We start from the raw sequence: 26,812 nt of genomic DNA, 5'->3' as shown, positions 1-26,812 counted from the left end.
ATCATTTGTACTTTACTAAAAGTACTAAATCTGGCTCATTAATCTTACTGACTAAAAATTCGCTCAAATAAACTTCGAGAAATTTCTACCAATTCAATCAATGAAATATATTTTCGACTGATCAACTAGTAAAAATCCACACAAGTTGTTCTTCCAATTCTCTTAATGATCTTCTTTCTATCTCATCAATAAAAAGATAACGCAATCTTAAAATCTCTCACCCTAGAGCGAAGATTTGTTTCATCAATTGCGTTGGGATGAATGCATTATAGGGGATTTTTTGCAGCACGCAAGTGCATTTTTATGCGTGCTGCATCGAGTGTATTTATTTTACACACATATTTAAATTAAGTTGTTGATTTTTATTGTTTTAAAATTTATTTATTTTTTAGCACTTTTGCTCACTATCTGCACACTCTGAATAATAATAGGTTTAACAGGTACATTTTGGTGCACACCATAATTAGTTGTTGCTACCTTAGAGATTCGATCTACAACATCCATGCCTTTTACAACCTTAGCAAAGACCGCATATCCGCTATCAAAAGTGCCTCGGTCTAATGATTTGTTATCTACAGTATTAATAAAGAATTGACTGGTTGCAGAATTCGGGTCATTGGTACGTGCCATCGCAAGTGTGCCACGTACATTGTGAAGACCGTTATAGGATTCATTTTTAATTGGCGCATTGCCTGACTTCTCCACCATACGAGTTGTCATGCCACCGCCTTGAATCATAAAACCAGGAATGACGCGATGAAAAACAGTTCCTGAATAAAAGTTACTTTTTACGTAATTTTTAAAGTTTTGAGTCGTTACTGGTGCTTGCTGATCGAAAAGCTCAATTTCAATGTTGCCCATATTGGTTTTCATATCAACAAAGGTATTGGCAAACGTAACTTGCCCTATTAATAGTAATCCTAAACCGAGTACCTGTTTTTTCATGTCATCAACCTTTTTATAAAAGTTTGATTAGTCTAATTGAGTTTAGTGTATTTTTCTTTTGTATCTCAGTTATAGACGTTCCACGTGAAACTTAGATGACATTAATTTAAAAACTGCTTAAATAATTGTGAAATTTCGATCCAGTCATTTTTTGATTGATATGACACAGAAGTTAAATTTATAAACCCATGTAATTGATGTGCATAATTTCGATGACAGACCTTTACATTGGCCTGCTGTAATAACTGCGCATAGTGTGCACCTTCATCATGTAAAATATCATGCCCTGCTGTTACTAAAAAACAGGGCCCTGAGCGATCAAGTTGGGCATAGATAGGGGAAACCAAGGGATCATCTAATTCAAGTTGACTACTGAGTACATAATGCTGTGTAACTTGATCTACATCACCCTCAGTTAACAATAGCCCAGCTTTATATTTAAAAAACGACGGGTAACGACTTTTAAAGTCCACAGTAGGATAAATGAGAAGTTGGGCAATTGGCGCATGTAAATGTTGCTTTAAACGTTGTGCCAACACTGTACTCATATTTGCGCCTGCACTATCTCCCGCAACAGCAATGGCATTTGGCTGAATATTAAATCGGTCTTGATGTTGCCATATCCAATGCCATGCCATTTCACAAGTTTCTATAATTTGCTGAGCCGTAGCCTCTGGAGCGAGAGGATAATCAACACTCAGGACTTGGCAGCCACTATATTTAGCCAAAATTCGACAGGCTTCATCATGCGTATCCAAATTTCCAAGAACAAACCCTCCCCCATGAAAAAATACAATCATTGGGCAAGCCTGCTGTGGTGATGGATGATAATGCCGTACTGGCAATAGTCTATGATTTAAAGATAGGCTGAAATCCTGAACCAATGCTAACTGTGTTGGTTGATAAATCAATTCACTCATACTTTTGACAAAATCATTTCGTGAGTTTTGCAAATTAGATGAGATTAAGCCTCGATAACCCTGTTGATGCTGATATGCCATTAGACACTTTAGTGTAGGATCAAGTTCGGGGTAATCCCATGGCACATTCATGCTTCTATATAGTTGTTGTTTTAGATATGTTGGTAAATAGTTAAGACCTTGTGCAAGCAGTGCTGTTCTTTTTTTCCAAATCTGCTCAAGCATTATCACGCCCATCCAAATTTTTTTAATTTTGAATGTTTATTCTATCCGATAAAACAACAATGAAACGCTGTTGTTTTCAACAATTCATTGCTGTTGTTTTTCATCACTTGTCGTCAGCTTTTAATACGTTGCCTTATGGGGCATTGGTTGCTGTGGTATTGGTGGTAGGTGTTGTTGCTTGTTGCCCCAAGCTGGCATCTACATTTGCAGAAGTAGAAACAACAGGTGTTTGTGCCTGAGCATCTACCGATGTTGAAGCAGTCATAGGTGTTGGTGTATCTGAACTTTGATTGGCTTCATGCGATGCACAACCAACTGCTGAAAAGGCAAATCCTGCAACAGTCAAAGATAAGACAGCTAATTTTTTCATCATCACTCTCTACATAATTAAAAACTAAAAAAAGAAAAAGCTCGTTCAACGAGTAGCAGCATCATCGCTAAGTCAGATCAGGTAACAATATGAGTGAAATGCTATATTTTTTTAATAAACTTTATGCTTATGCAACGCTTCTGTGATTGATCAGCCAAATAACTACATTGTAAATTTCCGATATTTCTCGGTGACTTTCATCAAATTTTTTATTGTTTCAATACTTTTTGACTTTTCAGGCAGCTAAAAAATGTTGGAAATGACTTTTTAAATTTTATAAAAAATAACAGATCGTCAACAGTCATTGAGAATTTTTCTCACATAATCATCTGTTTTCTTTTCAAGTCTATTCAAACTTAGCCTAAATTTTCCATGACTTTTGAAGATTTCCATGAGAGATCATTTAGATAATTTGATCTGATTTTTGAAATATCACATCGAAAGCCGTATTTTCTCCTGAATCTGTAAAATTAAAAGCTTTAAATCAAACAGAGTGCTTGAATTTTCTCATACTGCCCATACTTCTATTCTAAGAAAAGAAACCCAAACCATGGCAGTTCAGAATTTATGCAGTTGCACCACTGACGCCCAAGGACTGCACATGTTTAAAAACCTGTTTAAGCGGAGATCATCAATGGCGAATGAGCAAACTGAACAAACTCAAGACCTAGAGCAAGAACAACTTGAGCATGCTGAACAATCGCAAACTGAACCCACCGTTGAAGATTTACACACAAAAATCAACAAGCTTGAAGAAAATCTGAAGCTTGAAAAAGCACGTGCTGCCAATGCGATTTATGAAGCTGAGAAAGTTAAAGAGCGTGTTGAACGCGAAGCAGATGCAGCGAAAAAGTTTGCAGTTGAGAAGTTTGCAAAAAGCTTACTCGACTCAGTTGATAATTTAGAACGTGCTATTCAAGCCGCTGGTGAAGAAGAAAGCCCTGTTCTTGAGGGGGTAAAACTCACTCTAAAATCGCTAACGACTGCTCTAGAAAAATTCGAAGTGGTCGCTGTTGATACAGAAAATGGTTTTAATGCCGATCTTCATCAGGCTGTGGGTATCGACCCAACTGCGAAAGCAGGTGAAATTGGTAACGTGCTACAAAAAGGCTATACCCTTTCAGGTCGTCTATTGCGCCCTGCAATGGTGACGGTTGGTCAATAAGCCTACAAATTACAGGGTTTTCCATTTTTTTCACAAAATCTGCTTGAAAAAAATGGATTCACTCTCATATCGAATAACAAGCATAAACAATTGCAAATTTTTTTGAGGAACACATTAAATGGCTAAAATCATTGGTATTGACTTGGGTACAACCAACTCATGTGTTGCAGTACTTGAAGGCGACAAAGTAAAAGTAATCGAAAACGCTGAAGGCGCACGTACAACTCCATCGATCATTGCTTATAAAGATGGCGAGATCTTAGTTGGTCAAAGTGCTAAGCGTCAGGCAGTAACAAACCCTAAAAATACATTATTCGCGATCAAGCGTTTAATTGGTCGTCGTTATGAAGATCAAGCAGTACAAAAAGACATCGGTCTTGTACCGTATAAAATCATCAAAGCAGATAATGGTGATGCTTGGGTTGAAGTAAACGATAAAAAATTAGCACCTCAACAGATCTCTGCTGAAATCTTGAAAAAGATGAAAAAAACTGCAGAAGATTATTTAGGTGAAACAGTAACTGAAGCGGTAATTACTGTTCCTGCATACTTCAACGATGCACAACGTCAAGCAACTAAAGATGCGGGTAAAATCGCTGGTTTAGATGTTAAACGTATCATTAACGAACCAACTGCTGCTGCACTTGCGTTCGGTATGGACAAAAAAGAAGGCGACCGTAAAGTTGCAGTTTACGACTTAGGTGGTGGTACTTTTGACGTATCTATCATTGAAATCGCGGATCTTGATGGCGACCAACAAATCGAAGTATTGTCTACAAACGGTGATACTTTCCTTGGTGGTGAAGACTTCGATAACGCGTTAATTGAATACTTGGTTGAAGAATTCAAGAAAGAACAAAACGTAAACTTGAAAAACGATCCACTTGCGTTACAACGTTTGAAAGAAGCTGCTGAAAAAGCAAAAATCGAGCTTTCTTCTTCGAATGCAACTGAAATCAACCTTCCATACATCACTGCTGATGCGACTGGTCCTAAACACTTAGTGATCAACGTAACTCGTGCAAAACTTGAAGGTTTAGTTGCTGATTTAGTTGCTCGTACGATTGAACCTTGTAAGATTGCACTTAAAGATGCTGGTCTTTCGACTTCTGACATCTCTGACGTGATCTTGGTCGGTGGTCAAACCCGTATGCCGCTTGTACAACAAAAAGTACAAGAATTCTTCGGTAAAGAGCCACGTAAAGACGTGAACCCTGACGAAGCAGTTGCTATCGGTGCTGCAATTCAAGGTGCTGTATTATCTGGTGACAAGAATGACGTATTACTTCTTGACGTAACACCATTAACTTTAGGTATTGAAACAATGGGCGGTGTATTAACACCAATCATTGAGAAAAACACGACGATTCCTGCGAAGAAATCACAAGTGTTCTCTACTGCTGCTGACAACCAACCAGCAGTAGATATTTCTGTTTACCAAGGTGAGCGTAAAATTGCGCAACAAAACAAATTGTTGGGTAACTTCCAGTTGGGTGATATCCCTCCTGCGCCACGTGGTGTTCCACAAATCGAAGTATCATTCGACATCAATGCGGATGGTATCTTGAAAGTATCTGCAAAAGATAAGAGCACTGGTAAAGAGCAATCGATCCAGATTAAAGCAAACTCAGGTTTGTCTGATGCTGAAATCGAAGCCATGATCCGTGATGCTGAAGCGAATGCTGAAGAAGACCGTAAGTTTGAAGAACTTGCAAAAGCACGTAACGAAGCAGATGCTTTAGTTGCAAGTGCAAACAAAGCAGTGAAAGATCTTGGTGATAAAGTCACTGAAGATGAAAAAACTGCGGTAAGCACTGCTGTTTCTGAACTTGAAGCTGCAACCAAAGAAAATGACGTTGAAGCAATCAAAGCAAAAACTGAAGCGCTTCAAAACATCATTATGCCAATCACCCAACGTGCTTATGAACAAGCACAAGGTGCTGAAGGTGGTGCACAAGGTTTTGATCCAAATGCATTCCAAGGTGGTCAAGCTGCTCAACAGCAAAAAGCAGATGATGGCGTTGTTGATGCTGAATTCACTGAAGTTAAAGATGATAAAAAATAATTTATCGCTTTAATTCTAAAAAACCGCGCTTTATGCGCGGTTTTTTTATATCTGATACATCAAAAAATCTGTACAGATTTTCAAATTGACTCTCTTTATAATTTGCAGCGCTTAGGTATTTGGTCATGACATGAAGTTCAAACAATTCTTACAATCAGAAAAAGTGCTCTATATCGGTAAAATTCTCAGTTGTGCTGTGGTGATTACACTACTTTCGATTATTTTCGATAAAGACAAAACCACCAATTTTTTTGTTTGGGCTTCTTTAACCGCTTTTTCCACTCTCCAATTTAGTCGAAAAACCAAAGTCTATTTTAACCAGATCATGGGGAATATGATTGGCTCAGTAATTGGAATGATTATTTGGATGTTGATGTCGAGTGTTTCAGCACATTTGTATTATATTAATCTGGAATACTGGTTTCTAATTCTCGGCATCTTTGTCACGACATTGCTCTGTATTATGCTCAATCACAGTGAGTATTGCGGGATTGCCTTGTCGAGTTTTTTAATCGTGACGATTTATGATGTGGCACATCACACGATTGAAGGTGCATTATCACGTATTTTATTTTGTATTATTGGCTGTTTAATTGCCTATATGGTCGACCTGATCAGCCGAAAACTGGAACAAAAGTTTCATATCATCATTGGCGAAGAAGAGCCTTAATCTACCGAATGCTAAAAATTTAATATAAAGGCACATCATATAATGCAAATAGGACGCTTATTTTTTGCACTTCCAATTTTGTTTTGGGGCTACCAAATTGTCCAGTATCCACAAGTTCGCCTCAATCCGATCAGTACCCGTCTCATTCACCCACTCGATACCCGTTTACATTTTAAAATTGGGGAAGTTGATCCTCGTTTTCATTTATCTCGCAGTGAACTGGAAAATTTAGCACAGCAGGCTGCTGATATTTGGCAACAAGGTACTGGGCGAAGCTGGTTTGTCTACGATCCTCATGCACGCCTCACGATTAACTTGATTTATGACCAAAGACAGCAACAAACTACGCAACGACTAAGTGAACTAGAAAAAATCCAAAACACACAACATCAACAACAAGACCAAGTACAAAATATTCATCAATATAAATCTGAAATTGAGCAATCACAGCAACGAATTGATGCCAAACAAGCCCTTTTTCAGCAACAACTACAACGCTATAACCAAATCATTGCTCAAGTTAATCAGCAAGGGGGTGCTCGTCCCGAATTTAAACAGCAGTTAGATCAGCAAAAATATGCACTAGAACAAATGCAAGCTGAACTCAATCAGATGGTCATACAACACAATCAGTTGGTTTCACAATCTAACTCTCAGGTTGAAAGTTACAATCAAGCCAATCACAACATGAACCAGTCGATCGAAAGCTACAACAAAAACTATGCAGCACGTGAATTTGATAAAGGTCTTTTTAATGGGCACAGCATCAATATTTATGAATTTGAAAATCAGGCTGATTTACGCTTGGTCATCGCCCATGAACTTGGACATGCTTTAGGATTGGCACATACCCAGCATAATCCACACGCATTGATGTATCCGATATTACGAGATCAAAATCTTGAACATTTTCAATTAACAACTGATGATTTACAGTTATTAAAAACCAATCCACTTTGGAAAAAAATTTTAAGCCCATTCAGCTCATAAAGCCTGAATCCTGATAAATTTCATGCTATGGTTATAGAAAAATACCTTGTAGTCTATGGAGATCGGCGTGAGTTATTATCATATTGTTGTTGAAGTGAATGATCATATCAGTACGATCGAAGAAACTCGTGATATTGAACTCTTTAATATTGAAGACCTCGCACCTTATCTACATGCGCTGCTACTTCCCTACTTTAATAAACAAATGATTGAATTTGAAGATGAAAATATTCTATTTGAAGATATTCTTCATCTTGAAATCAAGCAAACACAAATGCCGATTGAGTATTTGATTGAAGAAGAACAAAAAGAGTTACCAAGTGATACCGATGTCACCATTACTGCTCACGAAATCTTTAATGACCGTGAACTGAGTCAAGATGTCACCAAAGTCATTTTTGATGTGCTAGATGCCGTCAAAATTGATCGTGAAGCATTCTAATCTGTACCGTATAAAAAGGTCTGAACAATCAGACCTTTTTTATAATTAATCAATTACTGCATCATTTTTGCAGCTTGCTCCTGACGCAATGCTTGTAAAATTTTCTGCCCTGCCCGACCTGTTGCAGACAGACCTAAGCGTTGTTGTTCCTGCTGAATCGCTTGACGGGTTTTATCGCCGACCAAACCATCTGCTTCACCAATGTCATAACCTTTATTTAATAAAATCTGCTGAATTTCACGACGCTCTGCACGTGATGTTCCTGCATCATCAGTTGGCCATACCGTTTTAAATTCGCCTTGTCCTTGTAAACGATCCGATAAATGCGCAATTGCCAAAGCATAACTTTCCGCAGCGTTATAACTGTAAATAGCATCGAAGTTTTTAAACACCAAGAATACAGGCCCATTTGCACCCGCTGGCGCCATTAAACCTGCTGGTGTTGTCTGTGTTAAATTACCTTGAATTAAAGCTGAACCATCGGCACGAACCAAACCTTGCCCAAGCCAATAACTCAGTGGTTTCTTGTTACGACGTCCCTCACCTGCAATTGACATATTCAGCGGCAATTTCACTTCAAAGCCCCAAGGCAAGCCTGTTTGCCAACCTGATTTTTTCAAAAAGTTGGCCGTTGATGCCAATGCATCAGGCACACTTGAAACCAAATCACGACGACCATCACCATCAAAATCAACTGCTAAACGTTCATAAGTCGATGGCATAAACTGGGTATGCCCAAAAGCGCCCGCCCATGAGCCTTTGAGTTGGTCTACGGTTAAATCACCGCGTTGTAAAATTCGCATCGCTGCGAAAAACTCACCACGGAAATAACCTTGACGACGCCCTTCACAACTCAGTGTGCCCAGTGCTTGTAGCAACGGATATTTTCCAGAAATATCGCCATAGTTACTTTCAACCCCCCACACTGCAACAATGGTTTCCACGGGTACACCATAGACTTGTGATGCACGATTCAAAACATCACGGTATTGGGCGATTTTCTGCTGCCCTTTTTGGACTCGCTCATCATCGACCAATCCTGATAAATAGTCCCAAATCGGTGTTGAGAATTCAGGTTGATAATTGAGTTTTTCTAAAACAGATTCATCGGGGGTTAAATTTTGGGTGTATTGAGTATAAGTCTGATCACTCACGCCCGATGCGAGGGCTTGGGAACGCAAACCTGCAAGGCATTGTTGAAACTGAGATTGTGCAGATATATCGGGAGTTTTACTGAGTGGTGCAATTGAGGAAGATGAACCACTTTGGTCACTGACACCATTAATGATGAGTTCTGCTTGTGCATGGGTGATTGTTAGAAAAATACTACCGACAAGAAAAGAAAAACGTCGCATGATCTTGATTGCCATTTTAGATTCAAATTATTGGGCTACCATACCACCATCCCCTCAAAATAACGATGCAATTTAAATTCAAATGTACAAATACTCGCAAATCGGTTGCATTTCTTTACTTTGAATTTAAATTCAAACTTTTAAACCTAAAGAATGAATTCATTTTTCAGATTTAAATTTAAAAATAAACTCAAGAAAATCACAGTGTGGATAACCTGTTTTTTAATCAAATATATTTACTAAGATTTTGTTTTATATTTAAATTTATTCAAAAAAACCGATGCTGTTAACTCGTTGTAAAACTTTAAAAACAGTCATGAAATTTTAACTTTGAATTCAAATTTTTTGAATTTAAATTCAAAACAGCATTTTTAAATTTAAATTCATTAATTGGTCGATTTATTTATCCACATTGAATGTGGTTTTGAATTTAAAACGGCGGCTATCTTGCCTGAGAAACAGATATAAAAAAAGCGCTTGCCGAAACAAACGCTTTTTTTAACAACAATCTAGCTTTAAATGCTCATATCTTGAGTCAATGCCAAAGGCTCAGGCAAAATGCTAGCCAATTGACGGCATAAAACTGTTAATTGTGCAGCATCAACAGGCATCAGCGTAATATGTCCAAGCTTACGACCCTGACGCTCTGTTTTGTTGTACAGATGCAAATGTGCGCCATCCAACGCCAGAACATCTTCAGTTTTTGGATGCTGACCAATGATATTGATCATCACGGTTGGACGTACCACCTCGGTTGAACCGAGTGGCAAACCTGCAACGGCGCGAATGTGGTTTTCAAACTGAGAACAGACTGCACCTTCAATCGACCAGTGTCCTGAGTTATGTACACGTGGTGCCATTTCATTGGCATATAAACCTTGTTCTGTCACAAACAGTTCAAGGGTCAGCACACCGACATAATTCAAATGGTTCAACAAACGGGTAATGTAATCTTGTGCCATAGGTTGTAAGTCTGCACTGTTTGGTGCAGGCACAATCGAATGCGACAAGATACCGTTATGATGATGGTTTTCAGCCAATGCCCATGTTTTGACATCGCCATTTTGACCACGTACCGCAATAATCGACACTTCGCGAGAGAACTTCACAAAGCTTTCAGCAATCAGACTTTTTGCAGGCCCAAGTTCTGCCCAAGCAGTATCAATTTGATCTTCTGAACGTAAAACAAACTGACCTTTACCGTCATAACCACCCGTCGCAGTTTTCAAGACAATCGGTAAGCCAAGATCAACCACAGCCTGTTTCAAGCTTTCAAGGCTATCGACTGCACGGTATGGTGCAACAGGAATAGCTAATTGATCAAACAATGCTTTTTCAAGCAAACGGTTTTGTGCAGTCGCCAATGCCTGACGTGGTGGATGCAATTGCTTGCTTTGCGTCAAAATATCAACATCAGTCAAAGGTGTATTTTCAAACTCTAGGCTAAACACATCTGCGCTGTCGATAAACTGCTGCAAACCCTGTTCAGTTTGGCTTGAGATCACTTGACCCATTGCCGAAGAAGGGCAATCTGTATTGGCTTCAAAGAAAGTACATTGAATATTGAGTGGTAACGCAGCCTGAGCCATCATGCGACCCAATTGACCACCACCAAAAATACCGATGGTTTTGTTCATGTGGCTAGCCTCGTTTATACCTGACCGGGAATGTTATTGTTGGCAACTTTTGCTGTTTGTGCATCACGGAAATCTGCAACATTTTTTGCGATATCAGGGCGTGTCAAACCTAAAATTTGTGCTGCCATAATGGCTGCATTGGTTGCACCCGCAGGGCCAATCGCCAATGTACCCACCGCAATACCTGCTGGCATTTGTACAATCGAAAGGAGAGAGTCAACACCATTTAAAATGGATGATTTAACCGGAACACCCAAAACTGGAAGATCAGTTTTTGCTGCGCACATTCCTGGTAAATGCGCTGCGCCGCCTGCACCTGCAATAATCACCTGAATACCGCGCTCACGGGCAGTTTCAGCATATTCAAACAAACGGTCTGGGGTACGGTGTGCAGACACCACTTCAGCTTCAAAAGGGACGCCAAGCTGTTTGAGCATATTGGCAGTGTGTTCTAAGGTTGCCCAATCAGATTGAGAACCCATAATAATTCCAACTAAAGGTTGAGCGTCTGGAGCTGCGACCGTATTCATTGATATTTCCAAAGCGTAAGTAGATCAATGCGCTTAGCAAAGCCAAGAAGTGCATTGCATAGATATTAGGGCACACTAGTATAGCTTGTTTTTTCATCCTCTCCAAAAATACTCATCACTTGCCTGAGAATTTCTGATTTATTGACTCCGAAATACAAAATACACACAGCCGAGCAGACAGCAACCCGCCCATAAATAATCCAGCTTAAACGGTTGTTTAAATAAAAACAGCATGAAGGGCACAAACACCAATAAAGTCACGACTTCTTGGCTAATTTTCATTTCGCCCATGCTAAAGCCCTGTTGAGCAAGTAGGCGAGTGGCTGGAATCATAAAACTGTATTCGAGTAGGGCAATACACCAACCAAAAAGAATCGCTTTCCAAAGTGGTGCTGCATGTAAAAACTTTAAATGTCCGTACCATGCCAAAGTCATAAAACAGTTGGAAATGATCAATAAAATAAAGGGCAGGGAAAGAGAAACTGGCACGTCATCACACATCTAAACATTTCAATGACTGGTTACCTTAACATATTGAATGTCATTGAGATTAATTTTATAGTAACAGCAACCATGAAAAATATCTGTGGTTACATATCTTTATTTTGGACATGAGAAAAATTCCTCTAAGATGAAAATCCATTTATTTAATGATGATCATCATCCATGTCGAGTTTGACCGAACTGAATCACGATCTATTTACAATGATTTATATGTCATGGCGTCATTCGATATGGGCATTTGAAGCTGCCTCATTTTTTTCGCATCATCTCACCACAATTTTAGCTGTGCTGTTATTGCTCAGCACTTTACTCAAAAAAGGCTATCCCACTTTATTTTTAAAAGCACTTGTTGTCACGCTATGTGCTTCCGTTATTAACTATCTTATTGATCATACTTTGTATTTTCCTCGACCTTTTATGTTGGGTCTAGGAGATAATCATATTAAACATTCAGATGACAATTCATTTCCAAGCAGCCATATGCTGATTATTAGTACCATTACCTTTGCCTATCTTTTTTCTTCAAAACGCTGGATTGGCTGTGGTTTGCTCTTGGCAGCATTCGCGATTGGCTGGTCACGGATTTATTTTGGCGTGCATTTTCCTTTTGATATTTTAGGTTCGCTACTGATTGCACTTGGTTTAAATTTTACGGCTTATTGTATTCTTCGTCGTCAAGCCCCTCAATGGATCGGCTAACACAACAACTTCTCACGCATTGTGACTATCTTTTCAAATATAGCCTTGCTATGGTTGCCAATAATTTCAAATAAACACACGATTCAACAGATCGGGAACAGTGGAGTAGGCGAGCGATGCATCTGCATATTTTGGGTATTTGTGGCACTTTTATGGGCTCATTGGCACTTTTAGCCCGCGATCTTGGGCATACCGTGACAGGGTCAGACCAAAACGTTTATCCACCGATGTCGACCCAACTGGAAAATGCAGGCATTACCTTAATGCAAGGCTATGATCGTAGCCATTTGCAGCCACATCCTGATTTGGTGATTGTCGGAAATGCCATGAAACGTGGTATTGATGCTGTGGAATATATGCTGAATGCTGGCTTACCGTACATTTCAGGGCCACAGTTTTTAGCCGATCATGTCTTGCAAGGTAAACATGTACTCGGTGTCGCAGGAACACATGGTAAAACCACGACGACGACTATGCTTGCTTGGGTATTAGATCAGGCAGGTCTTAATCCTGGTTTTCTAATCGGTGGTGTTCCACTTGGCTTTAGTCAAAGTGCGCGTTTGGGTGGCGGTCAATATTTCTGTGTTGAAGCCGATGAATATGATTCTGCATTTTTCGATAAACGCTCTAAGTTCGTACATTACCACCCAAAAACTGCGATCTTGAATAACCTTGAATTTGACCATGCCGACATTTTTGATGATCTGGCCGCGATTCAAAAACAATTCCATCACTTAGTCCGTACCATTCCAAGTGAAGGGCGCATTATTGCACCAATCACTGAAAGCAATATTGATACTGTTTTAGAGATGGGCTGCTGGACACCTGTGGTGCGTACCAGTCTTGCTACCCATGAGAAAGCGGAACTCTCAGCCGAACTCGTTTCTGCGGATGGCAGTCATTTCAAAGTCCTACAGCATGGCGAAGTGAAAGCCGAAGTTCAGTGGAATATGACAGGACAACACAGTGTTGCCAACGCACTGGCGACTATTGCTGCGGCGGAACATGTTGGAGTTTCGATTGAGCAGGCTTGTGCTGCCTTATCTTGTTTTGGTGGGGTCAAACGCCGTATGGAGTTGCTCGACACCGTGCATGGCATCGAAGTTTATGATGACTTTGCTCATCACCCTACTGCAATTGAAACCACACTCGACGGCGCACGTAAACGTCTCGGTGAACGCAAACTTTGGGCGATCATTGAACCTCGTTCCAATACGATGCGTATGGGCAGCCATAAAGATCTGCTGGCGCAGTCTGCGCGTTTAGCCGATGACGTAATTTGGTATCAACCAGAAGGACTAGATTGGGATTTACAGCCTGTGGTCGATGCTGCACCTAACCGAGCAACTGTGGCACGCTCGCTAGATCAGATCATTTCAACAATCTGCCAACAAGCAGGTGAGGGCGATGCTGTTGTGATAATGTCGAATGGTGGATTTGGTGGATTACATCAAAAATTGATCGCGGCCTTAAAAACTCAATAAGCATGTAAAATCAAAATTAAGCAGTGTTTAAACACTGCTTTTTTTTATCGTTATAAAAAATTCAAACTGTATTAAAAAACAGCAATTATTACAAAACTGTAACTTTTCTATTTTATTGGATTGAAATGATTTCTTTATGATAGCTCGATTTGATTCGAGGCTTTGGCTCATGCCCATGTCATTTGAAGCACTCAATTTAACTTGGTTCGAGAAAATCAATGCATCGCAAAATACTAGCAATGCCATGATTGATCTTGCGATTTTTATTGCCAATGATGTGCTTTATCTGCTGATTTTGTTCTTATTGTTTCTCTGGTTTTATGGTGATCAACAGTTGAAAGAACGGGCTCTGAGAGCTGTTTTTTTTACAGCGATTGCACTCGGTATTGGTTTTATTATTTCAACGCTCTACTACCATCCAAGACCCTTTGTGATGGGTGTAGGTCGCACATTGATTTATCATGCTCCAAATGCCTCTTTTCCAAGCGATCATATGCTAATTTTTAGCACGATCGCTTGGTCTTACCTATTTTCTGGACGTAAATTTGCAGGAAGTTTACTGTTAGTTTTAGCAGGTTTAGTCGCTTGGTCACGTGTCTATCTGGGCGTGCATTTCCCAATGGATATGCTCGGTGCATTTTCTATTGCTTTCTTGGTCAACATTTTAGGCATCTGGATTTGGAAACTTGCAGGTCAATTTATCCTAGAAAGCAGCACCCAGTTATATGCCACTGTGTGTAAACCTCTATTGGAAAAAGGCTGGATTAAATAAACCAGCATACTCTGCCAAATATGTAAGCAAGGTGATGACCTCTCCATCAACACCTTGCTTTTTTTAAATTTTTCTTTCTAATTTAAATAATTTCAATGACAAAACCATGTCAGTAAAATGACAGTTCTTTGAAAAATCAGTCCAAAACAATATAAGCATTTTCAAAGTGATTTTCTTTGAAATTGCCTTGAACCAAATGTACGGCATAACCATCAATCAAATCTAAAGCCAGACATTCATCAATATCAATTACTGCATCGGTATGTGCTTTACGCCAGTGCTGTTCAATATGCAGTTTACCTTGTTGTTTGGCATCGGCAGGGTTCATACCTGCGACCACCACATAGCGGTGAAACTCACCAAACTCATCTGCCAGATAAGCTCCTAAATTAATCAGGTATAGCTTTAACTGGCTCCGCATGGGCTTGGAATATGGCACAATTTCAACCCGATAGTTCACACCTTGATATTGCACGCCACGAATACACATCCACGCATCAATATGCAAACCTTGTGGTACGCCAAACCAACGCTGCTTAAGCTGTGGATAACTTTGTTCAAGCTGCGGATAAATCACAGGGATAATATCATGGACTTCAACACGTGCCTGCGCATGCTTTCCACCAAGCAGCACAATAAATAATTGAGGTTCTGTCATGATATTTAACCTTACATCTTATAGTGTAGAAAAAAATTGCACCTGTATAAAAATTATGCCATTCTAGTTATACATTAGGATTTACGAAATTAAGTTTGACAAGGGGAGTAGCCTCCTCCAAACGTAACTGCACTATCATAACAAACATAGTAAAAGTTACGTGTCAGATATCGTCAATACACTTTGCAAAAAGTCGGTATCTGAGCATCATACCTAGTGTGATGTAGGCAAGACCTTGATCATGTTGACACAGATGTTTTTTCATCTGGCGACAGGTCAAGGTTTTTTTATAGATACCACCCGACCCAAGCCAGATGATGAGGAGAACACTCATGCAATCTATTGGCAGTCTCGGACTCTATCTGGCATTTTTTGGCATTGTTGCCATCATGCTGATCATTGATTTTATCGGTTTCAAAAACAATAAATCAGACCAAGTTTCATTGAAACAAGCTGGTTACTGGAGTATTGCTTGGGTGTCGGTAGCCATGCTGTTTGCAGGTGGACTATGGTTGTACTTGCAACAAACCGCATCTTTAGCGATTGCCAACCAAAAAACCTTAGAGTATCTCTCAGGCTATTTACTGGAAAAATCTCTCGCCATCGACAACGTGTTTGTCTGGCTGATGATCTTCTCAGCTTTTGCGATTCCACCTGCATTACAACGTAAAGTGCTGCTCTACGGCGTACTCGGTGCGATTGTCCTACGTACTATCTTTATTTTTATTGGCGCATGGCTCGTCCAAGAATTTTCATGGATTCTGTATATTTTCGGTGCATTTCTAGTCTACACGGGTTTTAAATTCCTGAAAGGACAAGATGAAGATGCCAATATTGAAGATATGGCATTACTCAAATGGTTACGTAAACATGTCCCAATCACCTCAACTTTACGTGGCGATCAATTGGTTGTCTTTGAACAAGGTAAACGCTGGCTGACACCATTATTTGTTGTTCTGATTTTGGTTGAGTTTTCTGATGTGATTTTTGCGGTGGATTCTATTCCTGCAATTTTTGCCGTGACCAGTGATCCATTTATTGTATTGAGTGCCAATCTCATGGCGATTTTAGGTTTACGTGCCATGTTTTTCCTGCTCGCAGGTGCGGCTGAGAAAATGCATTATCTACCATATGGATTAGGCATTATCCTGCTGTTTATTGGTGCAAAAATGCTACTCCTTGATGTATTTCACATGCCAATCTGGATTTCGTTAGGCTTTATTGTTTTTGTTTTAGCAATCACTGCTGTTTTGTCCCTACGCCATCAAAAACAAACTCAGTAACATCATTCCCTAAGCACATCGCCATATGGTCAGTTTGGACTTTATGGCGATGCAGGCTCAACTAAAATCAGTCAGGTCGATATCGATCAAACTCAGAAAAACCTTGCCGAATGAATGGAAATATCTTGGATTTAACCACAGCATTTCTATGCCATAGCTGAACTTGGAATAGTTTTTGCTAAATTAAAAAATAAAAAAGCCAAATTTTTAGGGTGCTCACAGCACCCTTTTTTATGGTGCTTCAATCCCTTCAAATACGTTACAATCGCTCGAAAAAAGTAAAAAGTAGGTTTTTCATGACACATTGTTCTCCGATCAGCATTATTCGTGGTCGTTTCTTAGATATCCAACAACTGGTTCAACACCCTTCTGAAATTGCGGAACAGGTTCGTTATCTGGAAGATGCCGTGCTGATCAGCGAGCATGGAAAAATCAAATGGTTTGGTACATGGCAAGATGCACAGCCACATTTACCAGAAGATGTCGAGATTCAACATTATCCTGAACAACTGATCGTTCCTGGGTTTATTGATACCCATATTCACTATCCACAAACCGAAATGGTCGGTGCTTATGGTGAACAACTTTTAAGCTGGCTCAACACCTATACCTTTCCAACAGAGCTTCAATTTAAAGATCGCAATTATGCTGAACACATTGCCCATTTCTTTATTCAAGAACTCTTGAAAAATGGCACAACCACAGCACTTGTGTTTTGTATGGTACATCCTGAATCAGTCGATGCACTGTTTCAAGCCGCAGCAAATTTCAATATGCGTCTGATCGCGGGCAAGGTGATGATGGATCGCCATGCACCTGAAGATCTTTGTGATACTGCTGAGAGTAGCTATACAGACTCGAAAGCCCTCATTGAAAAATGGCATGGGCAGGGACGGGCACTGTATGCCATCACCCCTCGCTTTGCCCCAACGTCAACACCAGAGCAATTGGAAAAAGCAGGGCAGCTCAAACAGGAATTTCCTGATGTTTATGTCCATACGCATTTGAGTGAAAACAAAGATGAAATTGCATGGGTCAAATCTCTCTTCCCTGAGCGTCAAAGCTATTTGGACGTATATCATCATTATGGTTTGACAGGTCAGCGCTCTGTCTTTGCGCATTGTGTGCATTTAGAAGATCAAGAATGGGACTGCATGCACGCTACAGATTCAGCGATTGCCTTTTGCCCAACCTCAAACCTGTTCTTGGGCAGTGGTTTATTCCCACTCAATAAAACATGGGAAAAACAGGTCAAAGTTGGCTTAGGTACCGACATTGGCGCGGGAACATCCTTCAATCAGCTACAAACCCTGAATGAAGCCTATAAAGTTCAACAACTTCAAGGTAATAAACTTTCAGCCTTTGAGTCGCTGTATCATGCGACATTAGGCGGTGCAAAAGCATTGGATCTACAGGACAAGCTCGGCAATTTTAACCTCGGCAAAGAAGCTGATTTTGTCGTGCTGGACTTAAATGCCACTGCACTACAAAGCTTACGTCAATCACGTGCCAAAGCCATTGAAGACCGTTTATTTGCCCTCTTTACACTCGGTGATGACCGTAATGTTCATGCTACTTATGTGTATGGACAATGCAAATTCAGCAAATAAAATCTGATGTTTAAGGGCTAAATTGCGCGCAAAATCAATGATCCTGTATCTATTCTTACATTTTGTTGAGCAAGAAAAGATGCAGGAATGTGGAATTTGTTTTAAAATTTGCCCATAAACTCATGAATTCGAGGTGTTGCAGGTCAACACCTTTTTTATTTTTACATACTGATGTTTCTAGGTAGCTGTCCATGACTGTGCAATTAAGCGTAATGATTTCTGAAGAGGCGATTCAAGCCAAAGTCAAAGAGCTCGGTGAACAGATCAATGCTCACTATGCCCATAGTGATAAAGAACTGGTATTGATTGGATTACTGCGTGGTTCAGTGATTTTTATGGCGGATCTATGCCGTCAAATCCAAAAAGCACATGAACTCGACTTCATGACCGTATCAAGCTACGGTGGTGGAACCGTATCTACGCGTGACGTGAAAATTCTCAAAGACCTCGATGGTGAAATCCGTGGCAAAGATGTACTTGTAGTTGAAGATATCATCGACTCAGGCAACACCTTAAGCAAAGTGCTGGAAATCTTAAAAACGCGTGAGCCAAATTCGATTCAACTTTGCACCTTGGTCAGCAAACCATCACGCCGTGAAATTGATTTGGATGTGCAATTCCTTGGCTTTGAAGTCGAAGATAAATTCATTGTTGGTTATGGTCTAGACTATGACCAAAAATACCGCCACTTGCCATTTATTGGTGAAATTGGTCTGTAAAAAGATGTTGATTTAAAGTGGTGCAGGTCGCCACTTTTTTATTTTTAATCACAAAATATAACGTGAATTATCAATACTCTGCTATTTTCAACCATCTTCATACTGCATACTGATTTCAATCTATTTCATTCATACACGAAAGGAGCAACAACATGTGGCATCTGATTGTTGTGATTATTATTGGTTTTATTGCGGGGCTGATTGCACGTGCTTTACATCCTGGCGATGATAAAGCAGGCTTTATTGTCACGACCCTGCTCGGGATTGCAGGTTCATTTGTTGCCACTTATGGCGGACGAATGCTTGGACTATATAGCGCAAATTCATCGGCAGGTTTTATTGCATCGGTAATTGGTGCCGTCGTGATTTTAGTGATTTACAACTTCATTCGTAAAAACAGCTAAAATTCAATTTTTTATTAAATAGCACACCTTAGAGTGTGCTATTTTTTTAAATTTTATAAGCCATTTTGCTGCCAAAATGCCTGAATTTGCTCGGCTGAAGTATAGCCCAATGCCCGATAACCATTGGCAAAAATAATCCCTGGCGTTCCTTCAATTTTCAGTTTTTGACCGAGTTGTAAATTGCGCTGAATTGGATTGGCACAACTTGAACTGGCATTTGACATGAAGCCGCGCCCAATCAAATTATCCCAAGCATAATTGCGGTTTTCACTGCACCACACTTGTTTCGACGGTACGATGGATTGCGGATGAATTGGATACAAGAAACGATAAATCGTAACATTGTTCAATTTTGCGAGTTCTTTCTCTAATTTTTTACAGTATGGACAATTCGGATCAACAAAAATCGCCAATTGATGTTGACCATTGCCTTTAACCTGTTTTAATGCATCTTGAAAGGGAAGGCTACGCCAATCCACACGGTTATTTTGAATTACTAAATCTTGCGTCAGATTCTTCTGATCTTTTAAACGAATCATACTGCCAAGCATGACATGCTGACCTGCTTCATCTAAGTAAACGATTTGATTGTCCAAATTGGCACTATATAAACCATGCACTTCAGTCGGTGCAATATTTTGAAAATTCAGGTTCGGATACTGGCGCTTCAGTTGATTACTTAAACTAGTAACATCGGCAAAGGTGGCACTTGAGCAACATAATGCCAATAACCAGAGGCTTAATTTTTTCATGGCTCAGCACTCCCTTAAAAAGTGCTGATTGTAGCGGATAACGATTTTCTAAGTATGCAATCCAAGCGTTGTAAATTTGTCAGTAGGTTTCACGTGGAACATTTGGTTCAGTTGGATTGATTTCAACTGAAATATGTACAATTTCTTCATGAATGGATAATGCTTCACGCACCTGATCTGCACTTAAAGCATGCGCTGTTTCCAATGCCAAGATGCAGGAAAATTTTCCTTTACCCACTTTCCAAACATGTACATCGGTTACATTTACAGGGATATCGAGCTGTTCAATGACTTCATAAATTTCAGCAACCACAGGATGATCCATTTCTGCATCGAGTAAAGTCCGACCCGTTTCACACATTAGCCCCCAAGACCACTTTGCCACCAAGACCGATCCAACAATACCGAGTACTGCATCTAAAAAGTTCCAACCAAAATACTTGGCTGCCAGCAGGGCAATAATTGCAAATACCGAAGTCACCGCATCGGCAATCACATGGATAAATGCTGCTTTCTGATTTAAATCATGATGATGCTCATGTCCATGATCATCATGATCGTGATGATGGTGATGGTGATGGTGATGGTGATGGTGATGGTGATGGTGATGGTGATGGTGATGGTTAGGATCATCATGTAGCAGCCACGCACAAACCAAATTCACCACCAATCCAATCACTGCGATTAAAATCGCTTCATTATAATGAATAGGCAATGGTGTGAATAATCGTTCAATGGATTGAAATGCCATAAATAAGGCAACAACCATCAATAAAATTGCGCTGCTATAACCTGCTAAAATTTCGATTTTCCACGTACCAAAACTAAAACGCTGGTCTTTTGAATAATGACGAGCAGCCCGATAAGCCACATATGCCAAGCCCAAAGCCAACATATGCGAACTCATATGCCAACCATCTGCTAAAAGTGCCATGGAGTTAAAAATCCATCCTCCAGCGACTTCAAAAACCATCATGACACCCGTTAAAATGGTCGCCCACAAAATACGTTTTTGAGCCAGTGGATTTCCTTCATCAAACTGATGATCATGAGATCGTTTTGAATCGATACGTTGCATTTTTAGATCACTCAAATATACTCCCCCATAGTATATTTATTTTTTTTGAGTTCGGATATGAGCCATCTTCATCAAGATAAAAAAATATTGAATCGTGTGAAACGCCTAAAAGGTCAAATTCAAAGTGTGGAGCAACACCTTGAAGCAGGTAATAGCAGTTGTATCGACGTTTTGCAGCAAGTTGCTGCCATTAAAGGCGCAATTAATGGCTTAATGAACGAGCTAACTGAGCAACATTTACGTCATCATGTTTTAGGAGATGAAACCGTGGTGAATGAAGTCGAACTTGACGAGTTTTTAAAATTGCTCAAACGCTACTCCTAATGCAACTCAGGCACAGTCATGCTGTATTTCTTAGCATGACTCAGACTTTTAAAATAATTATAATTTATTGATATTTATTTAAATTTTAATTACAAAATTCATCGGGAAAAATTCAAAAAATCATTTAGGGTTAAAGCACTTTTATAAGAAAAATATAATTTATGCGTACAACGATTCAAACAGAAATCATCATCAATGCGCCACTTGAGATTGTGTGGAACACCCTGATGCAATTTGAACATTACCCTAACTGGAATCCATTTATTCAGCAGATTATTGGCGATGTCAAAGTTGGCAATAAAATCAAAGTCAGCCTACAAGACCCACAGAAAAATAAAATGTCATTTCATGCAGTGGTTTTAAACAAACAAGAAAACCAAGAATTCAAGTGGAGAGGTAAGCTGCTGATCACAGGTTTATTTGATGGAGAACATTACTTTCAACTCAGCACGATTGGCGAAAATCGAACTCGACTGATCCATAGTGAAGAATTTCAGGGTATCTTGGTTCGAGCATTTTTAAAAACACTCGAAACCAAAACCAAGACTAACTTTGAGCAAATGAACCAAGCCCTTAAACATGAGGCTGAGCAACTATTTTCTCTCAGTTGATGTACTTAATCTTACCCACATCTCAATAGGTTTTATCCACAGTTGATTCACTCAATGTGGATAAAATACCGTAGAAACGATATGCTTATTTTCCGATACAAAACGAACCGAAGATTTTTCCGAGCAAATCATCCGCACTAAACTCACCCGTAATTTCACCCAAGGCATTTTGGGCAAGACGTAGTGATTCGGCGACCAATTCACCTGCATGGAAATCGACCAACTGTACACGTGCTTCTACCAAATACTGTTGTGTGCGCTTCATTGCATCTAAATGACGCGTTCGCGCAATAAAGGTATCTTCTTCAGGATGAAAGCCTGCATGCGCTGTAATCGCATCTATGAGCGCCTGAACACCCATTTCCTGCTTCGCCGACACTGTAATATGACGAAAGCCCTGATATTCACCAATTGCAGGTGTATTCTCAGTCAAATCACATTTATTGGCGATTAGCATCAAACGGCGCGGCTCTAAATGTTCAGCAAAATAATGCTGTGCCAGTTGCAGCGGATCTTCACCTTGGCTCAAGTCATAGACCAGAAGCAATAAATCTGCCTGTTCAATTTCTTTGATGGCACGGCGAATGCCTTCTTTTTCCACAATGTCGCCTGTTTCGCGTAAACCTGCGGTATCGGTCAGGGTAATTGGCAATCCATTCAGACTGAGTTTTTCATGCAAGACATCACGGGTTGTCCCTGCAATATCAGTCACAATCGCACGTTCAACCCCAGCCAAAGCATTCAATAAACTGGATTTACCTGCATTAGGTTTACCCGCAATCACCACCTGTAAACCTTCACGAAGCAGCTGACCTTGACGTGCTGACTGTTGCACGGATTGCACTGAGCTTTGCACATCTTCGAGCAAAGCCAAAATTTTACCATCGGCCAGAAAATCAATTTCCTCTTCGGGAAAATCAATTGCAGCTTCCACATGCAAACGCAAGTGGATCAATTTTTCCAAAACGGTATTCACTTTATTGGAAAATGCACCTTGCAAGGAGCGTACTGCAGAGCGTGCAGCCGCTTGTGAAGTTGCATCAATCAAATCAGCAATCGCTTCAGCCTGTACCAAATCCAGTTTGCCATTTTCAAAGGCGCGCATGGAAAATTCACCTGCTTTAGCAGCAGTTGCACCAAGTTCAAGTAAACGCGCAAGCAGGGCATTCTGAATCACAGGTCCACCATGTCCCTGTAGCTCTACCACATCCTCACCAGTAAAGGAATTGGGGTTAGGGAAGCATAAGACCAAACCCTCATCCATGACTTCGCCCTGAGCATCGTAAAACTGGCGAAAACCTGCCATTCGGGCTTTCGGCAAGTTCTTCTGACTGATTGCCTGAGCAATTGCATAGGCTTTAGGACCTGACAGTCGAATGACACCGACACCACCACGACCGGGCGGCGTTGCGATAGCAGCAATGGTGGTTTGGTTTTGCATAACACACACCTAAATTTATCAATATTCAGTCAAAGAAAAATCCGCCTAAGCGTAACATCTTAGGCGGATTTATTCAGCAGTTGTCTGCTTGGTCTAGTTGAGATTAAGCACTGGTTTGAGTTTCACGTTGCTTTTTCACACTTTGTGCAATAAACCACTGCTGTAAAATCGTAATACTGTTGTTCACAATCCAGTACAATACCAGACCTGCAGGGAAGAACAGCATAAATACCGTAAAGATAATCGGCATTAAACGGAACACTTTTGCTTGCATTGGATCAGCAGGTTGAGGATTCAACATTTGCTGAACGAACATGGTTCCACCCATAATTAATGGCAAGATAAACCATGGATCCATTGCAGATAAGTCAGTGATCCAACCTAACCACGGTGCATGACGCAACTCAACACTTTCCATCAACACCCAATACAATGCCAAGAAAATTGGCATTTGCATGAATAATGGCAAGCAACCTGAAAGCGGGTTTACCCCTTCACGTTTATACAAGGCCATCATTTCTTGAGAGAAACGCATACGGTCTTCGCCAAACTCTTCTTTCATGCGTTGCATTTCAGGTGCAATCACACGCATTTTAGCCATTGAGCGATAGCTTTTTGCAGACAATGGCCACAAAATCATCTTCACAACAACCGTCAATAGAATAATTGACCAGCCCCAGTTCCCCAAGAACTTATGGAAAGTTTCCAAACCAAGGAACAACAGTTTTGCAATTGGCCACAACCAACCATAATCCACAGTTTGGTTTAAACCAACTGCTAGATCTTTCAGTTCAGACTGTACTTTTGGACCCGAATAGAATGTCGCATTGACTTCCATTTTTGTCCCTGCAGGTACAGTAATCGAAGGTGAAGTGAATCCAATAATATTCATCTCTTCACCAGCTTTACGTGACTGTAAAGTGGCTGTGTAAGGTTGACCATTGGCTTGCGTCAGCTTCAATGACCCTGGAATCCATGCACTGACAAAGTAGTGCTGAACCACAGCCACCCAACCACCTTTGGCCTGAACATTCAGCTTGTCATCATTAAAGTTGGCAAATTTCAACTTGTTGTAAGGCTGATCTGGCGTACCCCAAGCACCACCAAGATAAGTTCCTAACTGGAAGATACCTTGACTTGATTTACCTGGATCAACTGAGTTATCACGTTTAATCTGACCAAAGAACTGACCTTGCCAGTTTTGCTGGCTACGGTTCATGACTTGATAACCAACTTCAATCGGGTAATCACCCTGTTTGAAGGTAAAGGTTTTCACAATTTCAACGCCATTGGCAGTTTTATATACCATTGGCACTGTGAGAACTTTTACGGTTTTGCCATTTTCAGTTACCGTTTTTGCATCATTTAAGGTATAGCTGTTTTTCTCTACCTCAAAATCAGGACGTCCATTTGCACTGCCGTCTGGTCCATTGGCACCAATTAAACCAGATTGTGCGACATAGGTACGTTTATTATCGCTTTCCAACATCACGAAAGGCTGATCACTGCCTTTGCTTTCATCATGTGCAAGCAATTCAAGACGCACAATATCACCGCCTTTTGGAGTAATCCAAAGACGATATAAATCTGTTGCGACAGTAATCAAATGCTGATTCGCTGTTGCAGAAGTAGTGTTTGCTGCTGCTACAGTATTTGCCTGTGGCATATCTGTAGATGCTGTATTTTGACTGTTTGGCAAATCTGCAGACACATCACGTGACACAACCGCTGCACTTTGCTGCTGCGGTGGGTTATTTGCGTGTCCATAGTCTTTTTGCCAAGACAAAATAAGCAAATAAGCGGTAACCAACATGGCACCGATAATCGCAAACCTGGCCCATTGTTGCATAGCTATGACCCCAAGTAGTGAGAGTAATTTTGGTTCAAGAAACGTTCACGAAAGGGTACAGTAACATGAAGCGTTTGAGAATCGATTTGCAGAAAGGAAATAAAACGAACACCCTTTGCAGGCACAGGATCATAGCCTGAACCTCCCCAAGGGTGACAGCGACACACTCGACATGTCGTTAACCACAAACCACGTCGTGCACCATGCATTTGTAAAGCTTCCAATGCATATTGTGAACAAGTAGGAATATAACGACAACGCGGTCCAAGTAGAGGACTAATCGCAATCTGATAGAGACGTATAAACCAATGCAGGATACGAACCATTGGTCATCTCTACTTTTGTGGGGAAATAGACGTATTATTTTGACGCTTATGTGCCAAGCGATTGAGTTTTTGCCAAGCAAATTTTAATTGCTGGTGCAATTCAGCATTTGAAATATTTTCAATGCCCATTTTAGGCATAACAACAATGTCCAACGAAGCAATTGCTTGTTGGTTCAGGCGAAAACTTTCGCGAGCGATCCGTTTTATTCGATTTCTTTCATGTGCTCGACGAACTTTCTTTTTTGCAACAACCAATCCAAGACGACTATTCGTTTCACTTGGTTTTGCTAAAAAAAGAAAATGGGGTTGATGCACTTTAAAAAGCGCACCATCGAACACACTTTTGTAATCTACAGCACAGCGTATGCGAACATCTGTGCTGAAACTATAAAGTGCCATACACCCAAGTCGATGAAGCGTTAACTTTAAATTATACAGTTAAGCTATGACGACCTTTTGCACGGCGACGAGCTAGAACTTGACGACCAGCTTTAGTTGCCATACGAGCACGGAAACCATGAACGCGTTTACGCTTTAATTCAGATGGTTGGAATGTACGTTTCATACAGAAACTCCCAAAAATTGATCTATCTATAAAGGTTCGCGATTTTATTGTGCATTTAGCGTACTGTCAATCAAAAAGCTGTTTTTTATGCTATTTCTTACATATTTCTGAAAAAATACACATCTTCAAATTAATATGTGTGTAAAAAAATAGGATTTAGGCAATTCAAATCTTACATATTTTTAATTTTATCTATGATGTCATTCATTTTAATCTCACTTGCTGTTGTTCAATTTACTTTAAAAAAATAAATTTAAATTCAAAATAAACCGATTTATCCACAAAAATATCCGCCCTATTAATTAAATTTAAATTTTAAAATTCAAATTTATTATTATTAGCGTTGATATTTTTTGTGGATAATCAATTATTTTTAATAATAATCATATATTTATGTTGTGGATATTATTGTTATTTTC

The 26,812-nt window shown here is 40.0% G+C and carries 29 protein-coding genes; 14 read left to right on the top strand and 15 right to left on the bottom strand.

Features of this window, described 5'->3' with window-relative positions; genetic code table 11:
* Window positions 1–381 precede the first annotated feature (381 nt).
* From GBN19_RS10755 to GBN19_RS10745, 3 genes are all read right to left on the bottom strand, one after another.
* Window positions 382–945 (bottom strand): peptidylprolyl isomerase, encoded by a 564-nt coding sequence (locus GBN19_RS10755; protein WP_151778133.1) that lies wholly within the window; start codon window positions 943–945, stop codon window positions 382–384.
* Window positions 946–1,046: 101 nt separating this feature from the next.
* On the bottom strand, window positions 1,047–2,090 hold the full coding sequence (locus tag GBN19_RS10750) for an alpha/beta hydrolase (protein WP_151778132.1): 1,044 nt from the start codon (window positions 2,088–2,090) through the stop codon (window positions 1,047–1,049).
* Between the two features lie 133 nt (window positions 2,091–2,223).
* Window positions 2,224–2,460, bottom strand: coding sequence for a hypothetical protein (locus GBN19_RS10745; protein ID WP_151709611.1), 237 nt, complete (start codon window positions 2,458–2,460; stop codon window positions 2,224–2,226).
* Window positions 2,461–3,094: 634 nt separating this feature from the next.
* Between GBN19_RS10745 and grpE the strand changes: the two genes are divergently transcribed.
* The 5 genes from grpE to GBN19_RS10720 all read left to right on the top strand — a co-directional run bounded on the left by grpE (window position 3,095) and on the right by GBN19_RS10720 (window position 7,792).
* Window positions 3,095–3,625 (top strand): nucleotide exchange factor GrpE, encoded by a 531-nt coding sequence (grpE, locus tag GBN19_RS10740; RefSeq protein ID WP_151778131.1) that lies wholly within the window; start codon window positions 3,095–3,097, stop codon window positions 3,623–3,625.
* Between the two features lie 118 nt (window positions 3,626–3,743).
* A complete protein-coding gene (gene dnaK / locus GBN19_RS10735) occupies window positions 3,744–5,690 on the top strand; it encodes a molecular chaperone DnaK (protein WP_151778130.1) in 1,947 nt (648 codons plus the stop codon).
* 130 nt (window positions 5,691–5,820) lie between these two features.
* Entirely contained in the window at window positions 5,821–6,360 is a 540-nt protein-coding gene (locus GBN19_RS10730; protein ID WP_151778129.1) for an FUSC family protein, read from the top strand.
* Between the two features lie 42 nt (window positions 6,361–6,402).
* Window positions 6,403–7,350: a matrixin family metalloprotease gene (locus tag GBN19_RS10725; RefSeq protein ID WP_151778128.1), complete on the top strand. Its 948-nt coding sequence runs from the start codon at window positions 6,403–6,405 to the stop codon at window positions 7,348–7,350.
* Window positions 7,351–7,417: 67 nt separating this feature from the next.
* Complete coding sequence (locus GBN19_RS10720; RefSeq protein WP_215899821.1) at window positions 7,418–7,792, top strand: hypothetical protein; 375 nt, start codon at window positions 7,418–7,420, stop codon at window positions 7,790–7,792.
* A 53-nt stretch (window positions 7,793–7,845) separates the two neighbouring features.
* Here the strand turns inward: GBN19_RS10720 and GBN19_RS10715 are convergent, their stop codons facing one another.
* The 4 genes from GBN19_RS10715 to GBN19_RS10700 all read right to left on the bottom strand — a co-directional run bounded on the left by GBN19_RS10715 (window position 7,846) and on the right by GBN19_RS10700 (window position 11,815).
* The gene (locus tag GBN19_RS10715) at window positions 7,846–9,147 is read right to left on the bottom strand and encodes a lytic murein transglycosylase (RefSeq protein ID WP_151778127.1); all 1,302 of its coding nucleotides are present in this window, start codon (window positions 9,145–9,147) and stop codon (window positions 7,846–7,848) included.
* A gap of 515 nt (window positions 9,148–9,662) precedes the next feature.
* Window positions 9,663–10,784: a 5-(carboxyamino)imidazole ribonucleotide synthase gene (locus GBN19_RS10710; RefSeq protein ID WP_151778126.1), complete on the bottom strand. Its 1,122-nt coding sequence runs from the start codon at window positions 10,782–10,784 to the stop codon at window positions 9,663–9,665.
* A 14-nt stretch (window positions 10,785–10,798) separates the two neighbouring features.
* The gene (gene purE, locus GBN19_RS10705; protein WP_151709603.1) at window positions 10,799–11,314 is read right to left on the bottom strand and encodes a 5-(carboxyamino)imidazole ribonucleotide mutase; all 516 of its coding nucleotides are present in this window, start codon (window positions 11,312–11,314) and stop codon (window positions 10,799–10,801) included.
* A gap of 138 nt (window positions 11,315–11,452) precedes the next feature.
* Window positions 11,453–11,815, bottom strand: a complete 363-nt coding sequence (locus tag GBN19_RS10700; protein ID WP_151709602.1) for a DMT family protein — start codon at window positions 11,813–11,815, stop codon at window positions 11,453–11,455.
* A gap of 165 nt (window positions 11,816–11,980) precedes the next feature.
* Here GBN19_RS10700 and GBN19_RS10695 point away from each other — a divergent pair, with 165 nt between their 5' ends.
* From GBN19_RS10695 to GBN19_RS10685, 3 genes are all read left to right on the top strand, one after another.
* Complete coding sequence (locus tag GBN19_RS10695; RefSeq protein WP_151778125.1) at window positions 11,981–12,517, top strand: phosphatase PAP2 family protein; 537 nt, start codon at window positions 11,981–11,983, stop codon at window positions 12,515–12,517.
* Window positions 12,518–12,633: 116 nt separating this feature from the next.
* The gene (mpl, locus tag GBN19_RS10690; RefSeq protein ID WP_151778124.1) at window positions 12,634–14,001 is read left to right on the top strand and encodes a UDP-N-acetylmuramate:L-alanyl-gamma-D-glutamyl-meso-diaminopimelate ligase; all 1,368 of its coding nucleotides are present in this window, start codon (window positions 12,634–12,636) and stop codon (window positions 13,999–14,001) included.
* Between the two features lie 175 nt (window positions 14,002–14,176).
* Window positions 14,177–14,773 carry an undecaprenyl-diphosphatase gene (locus GBN19_RS10685; protein ID WP_171494474.1) on the top strand — a complete coding sequence of 199 codons (597 nt, stop codon included), beginning with the start codon at window positions 14,177–14,179 and terminating at the stop codon, window positions 14,771–14,773.
* Between the two features lie 136 nt (window positions 14,774–14,909).
* On the opposite strand, the gene GBN19_RS10680 is transcribed toward GBN19_RS10685, so the two are convergent.
* Complete coding sequence (locus GBN19_RS10680) at window positions 14,910–15,431, bottom strand: DUF1543 domain-containing protein (protein WP_151778122.1); 522 nt, start codon at window positions 15,429–15,431, stop codon at window positions 14,910–14,912.
* 332 nt (window positions 15,432–15,763) lie between these two features.
* On the opposite strand from GBN19_RS10680, the gene GBN19_RS10675 reads away from it, so the two are divergent.
* From GBN19_RS10675 to GBN19_RS10660, 4 genes are all read left to right on the top strand, one after another.
* Window positions 15,764–16,714 carry a TerC family protein gene (locus GBN19_RS10675; RefSeq protein ID WP_151709597.1) on the top strand — a complete coding sequence of 317 codons (951 nt, stop codon included), beginning with the start codon at window positions 15,764–15,766 and terminating at the stop codon, window positions 16,712–16,714.
* Window positions 16,715–17,010: 296 nt separating this feature from the next.
* Window positions 17,011–18,324, top strand: coding sequence for a guanine deaminase (guaD, locus tag GBN19_RS10670; protein WP_151778121.1), 1,314 nt, complete (start codon window positions 17,011–17,013; stop codon window positions 18,322–18,324).
* A 191-nt stretch (window positions 18,325–18,515) separates the two neighbouring features.
* The gene (gene hpt, locus GBN19_RS10665) at window positions 18,516–19,043 is read left to right on the top strand and encodes a hypoxanthine phosphoribosyltransferase (RefSeq protein WP_151709595.1); all 528 of its coding nucleotides are present in this window, start codon (window positions 18,516–18,518) and stop codon (window positions 19,041–19,043) included.
* A gap of 152 nt (window positions 19,044–19,195) precedes the next feature.
* Entirely contained in the window at window positions 19,196–19,447 is a 252-nt protein-coding gene (locus GBN19_RS10660; protein WP_151778120.1) for a GlsB/YeaQ/YmgE family stress response membrane protein, read from the top strand.
* Window positions 19,448–19,500: 53 nt separating this feature from the next.
* Here GBN19_RS10660 and GBN19_RS10655 read toward each other — a convergent pair whose 3' ends face one another.
* Complete coding sequence (locus GBN19_RS10655) at window positions 19,501–20,199, bottom strand: DsbC family protein (protein ID WP_151778119.1); 699 nt, start codon at window positions 20,197–20,199, stop codon at window positions 19,501–19,503.
* A gap of 79 nt (window positions 20,200–20,278) precedes the next feature.
* A complete protein-coding gene (dmeF, locus tag GBN19_RS10650) occupies window positions 20,279–21,277 on the bottom strand; it encodes a CDF family Co(II)/Ni(II) efflux transporter DmeF (RefSeq protein WP_151778134.1) in 999 nt (332 codons plus the stop codon).
* Between the two features lie 57 nt (window positions 21,278–21,334).
* Here dmeF and GBN19_RS10645 point away from each other — a divergent pair, with 57 nt between their 5' ends.
* Both GBN19_RS10645 and GBN19_RS10640 read left to right on the top strand, forming a co-directional pair.
* Window positions 21,335–21,601 carry a metal/formaldehyde-sensitive transcriptional repressor gene (locus GBN19_RS10645; protein WP_151778118.1) on the top strand — a complete coding sequence of 89 codons (267 nt, stop codon included), beginning with the start codon at window positions 21,335–21,337 and terminating at the stop codon, window positions 21,599–21,601.
* A 161-nt stretch (window positions 21,602–21,762) separates the two neighbouring features.
* Window positions 21,763–22,212 carry an SRPBCC domain-containing protein gene (locus tag GBN19_RS10640; RefSeq protein ID WP_151778117.1) on the top strand — a complete coding sequence of 150 codons (450 nt, stop codon included), beginning with the start codon at window positions 21,763–21,765 and terminating at the stop codon, window positions 22,210–22,212.
* A gap of 85 nt (window positions 22,213–22,297) precedes the next feature.
* Here the strand turns inward: GBN19_RS10640 and mnmE are convergent, their stop codons facing one another.
* The 5 genes from mnmE to rpmH form a co-directional block, all read right to left on the bottom strand.
* Window positions 22,298–23,653, bottom strand: a complete 1,356-nt coding sequence (gene mnmE, locus GBN19_RS10635; RefSeq protein ID WP_151778116.1) for a tRNA uridine-5-carboxymethylaminomethyl(34) synthesis GTPase MnmE — start codon at window positions 23,651–23,653, stop codon at window positions 22,298–22,300.
* 103 nt (window positions 23,654–23,756) lie between these two features.
* Entirely contained in the window at window positions 23,757–25,502 is a 1,746-nt protein-coding gene (gene yidC, locus GBN19_RS10630; RefSeq protein ID WP_151778115.1) for a membrane protein insertase YidC, read from the bottom strand.
* Between the two features lie 2 nt (window positions 25,503–25,504).
* The gene (gene yidD, locus GBN19_RS10625; protein ID WP_151778114.1) at window positions 25,505–25,828 is read right to left on the bottom strand and encodes a membrane protein insertion efficiency factor YidD; all 324 of its coding nucleotides are present in this window, start codon (window positions 25,826–25,828) and stop codon (window positions 25,505–25,507) included.
* 9 nt (window positions 25,829–25,837) lie between these two features.
* Window positions 25,838–26,227: a ribonuclease P protein component gene (rnpA, locus tag GBN19_RS10620; RefSeq protein ID WP_151778113.1), complete on the bottom strand. Its 390-nt coding sequence runs from the start codon at window positions 26,225–26,227 to the stop codon at window positions 25,838–25,840.
* A 31-nt stretch (window positions 26,228–26,258) separates the two neighbouring features.
* A complete protein-coding gene (gene rpmH, locus GBN19_RS10615) occupies window positions 26,259–26,393 on the bottom strand; it encodes a 50S ribosomal protein L34 (protein WP_000831329.1) in 135 nt (44 codons plus the stop codon).
* Window positions 26,394–26,812 lie beyond the last annotated feature (419 nt).

This window comes from Acinetobacter brisouii (genome assembly GCF_008993995.1).
In the GTDB taxonomy this organism is placed as follows: Bacteria; Pseudomonadota; Gammaproteobacteria; order Pseudomonadales; family Moraxellaceae; genus Acinetobacter; species Acinetobacter brisouii_A.
The sequence above is the reverse complement of the archived record's forward strand: the minus strand, read 5'-3'. Positions and strand labels throughout refer to the sequence as shown.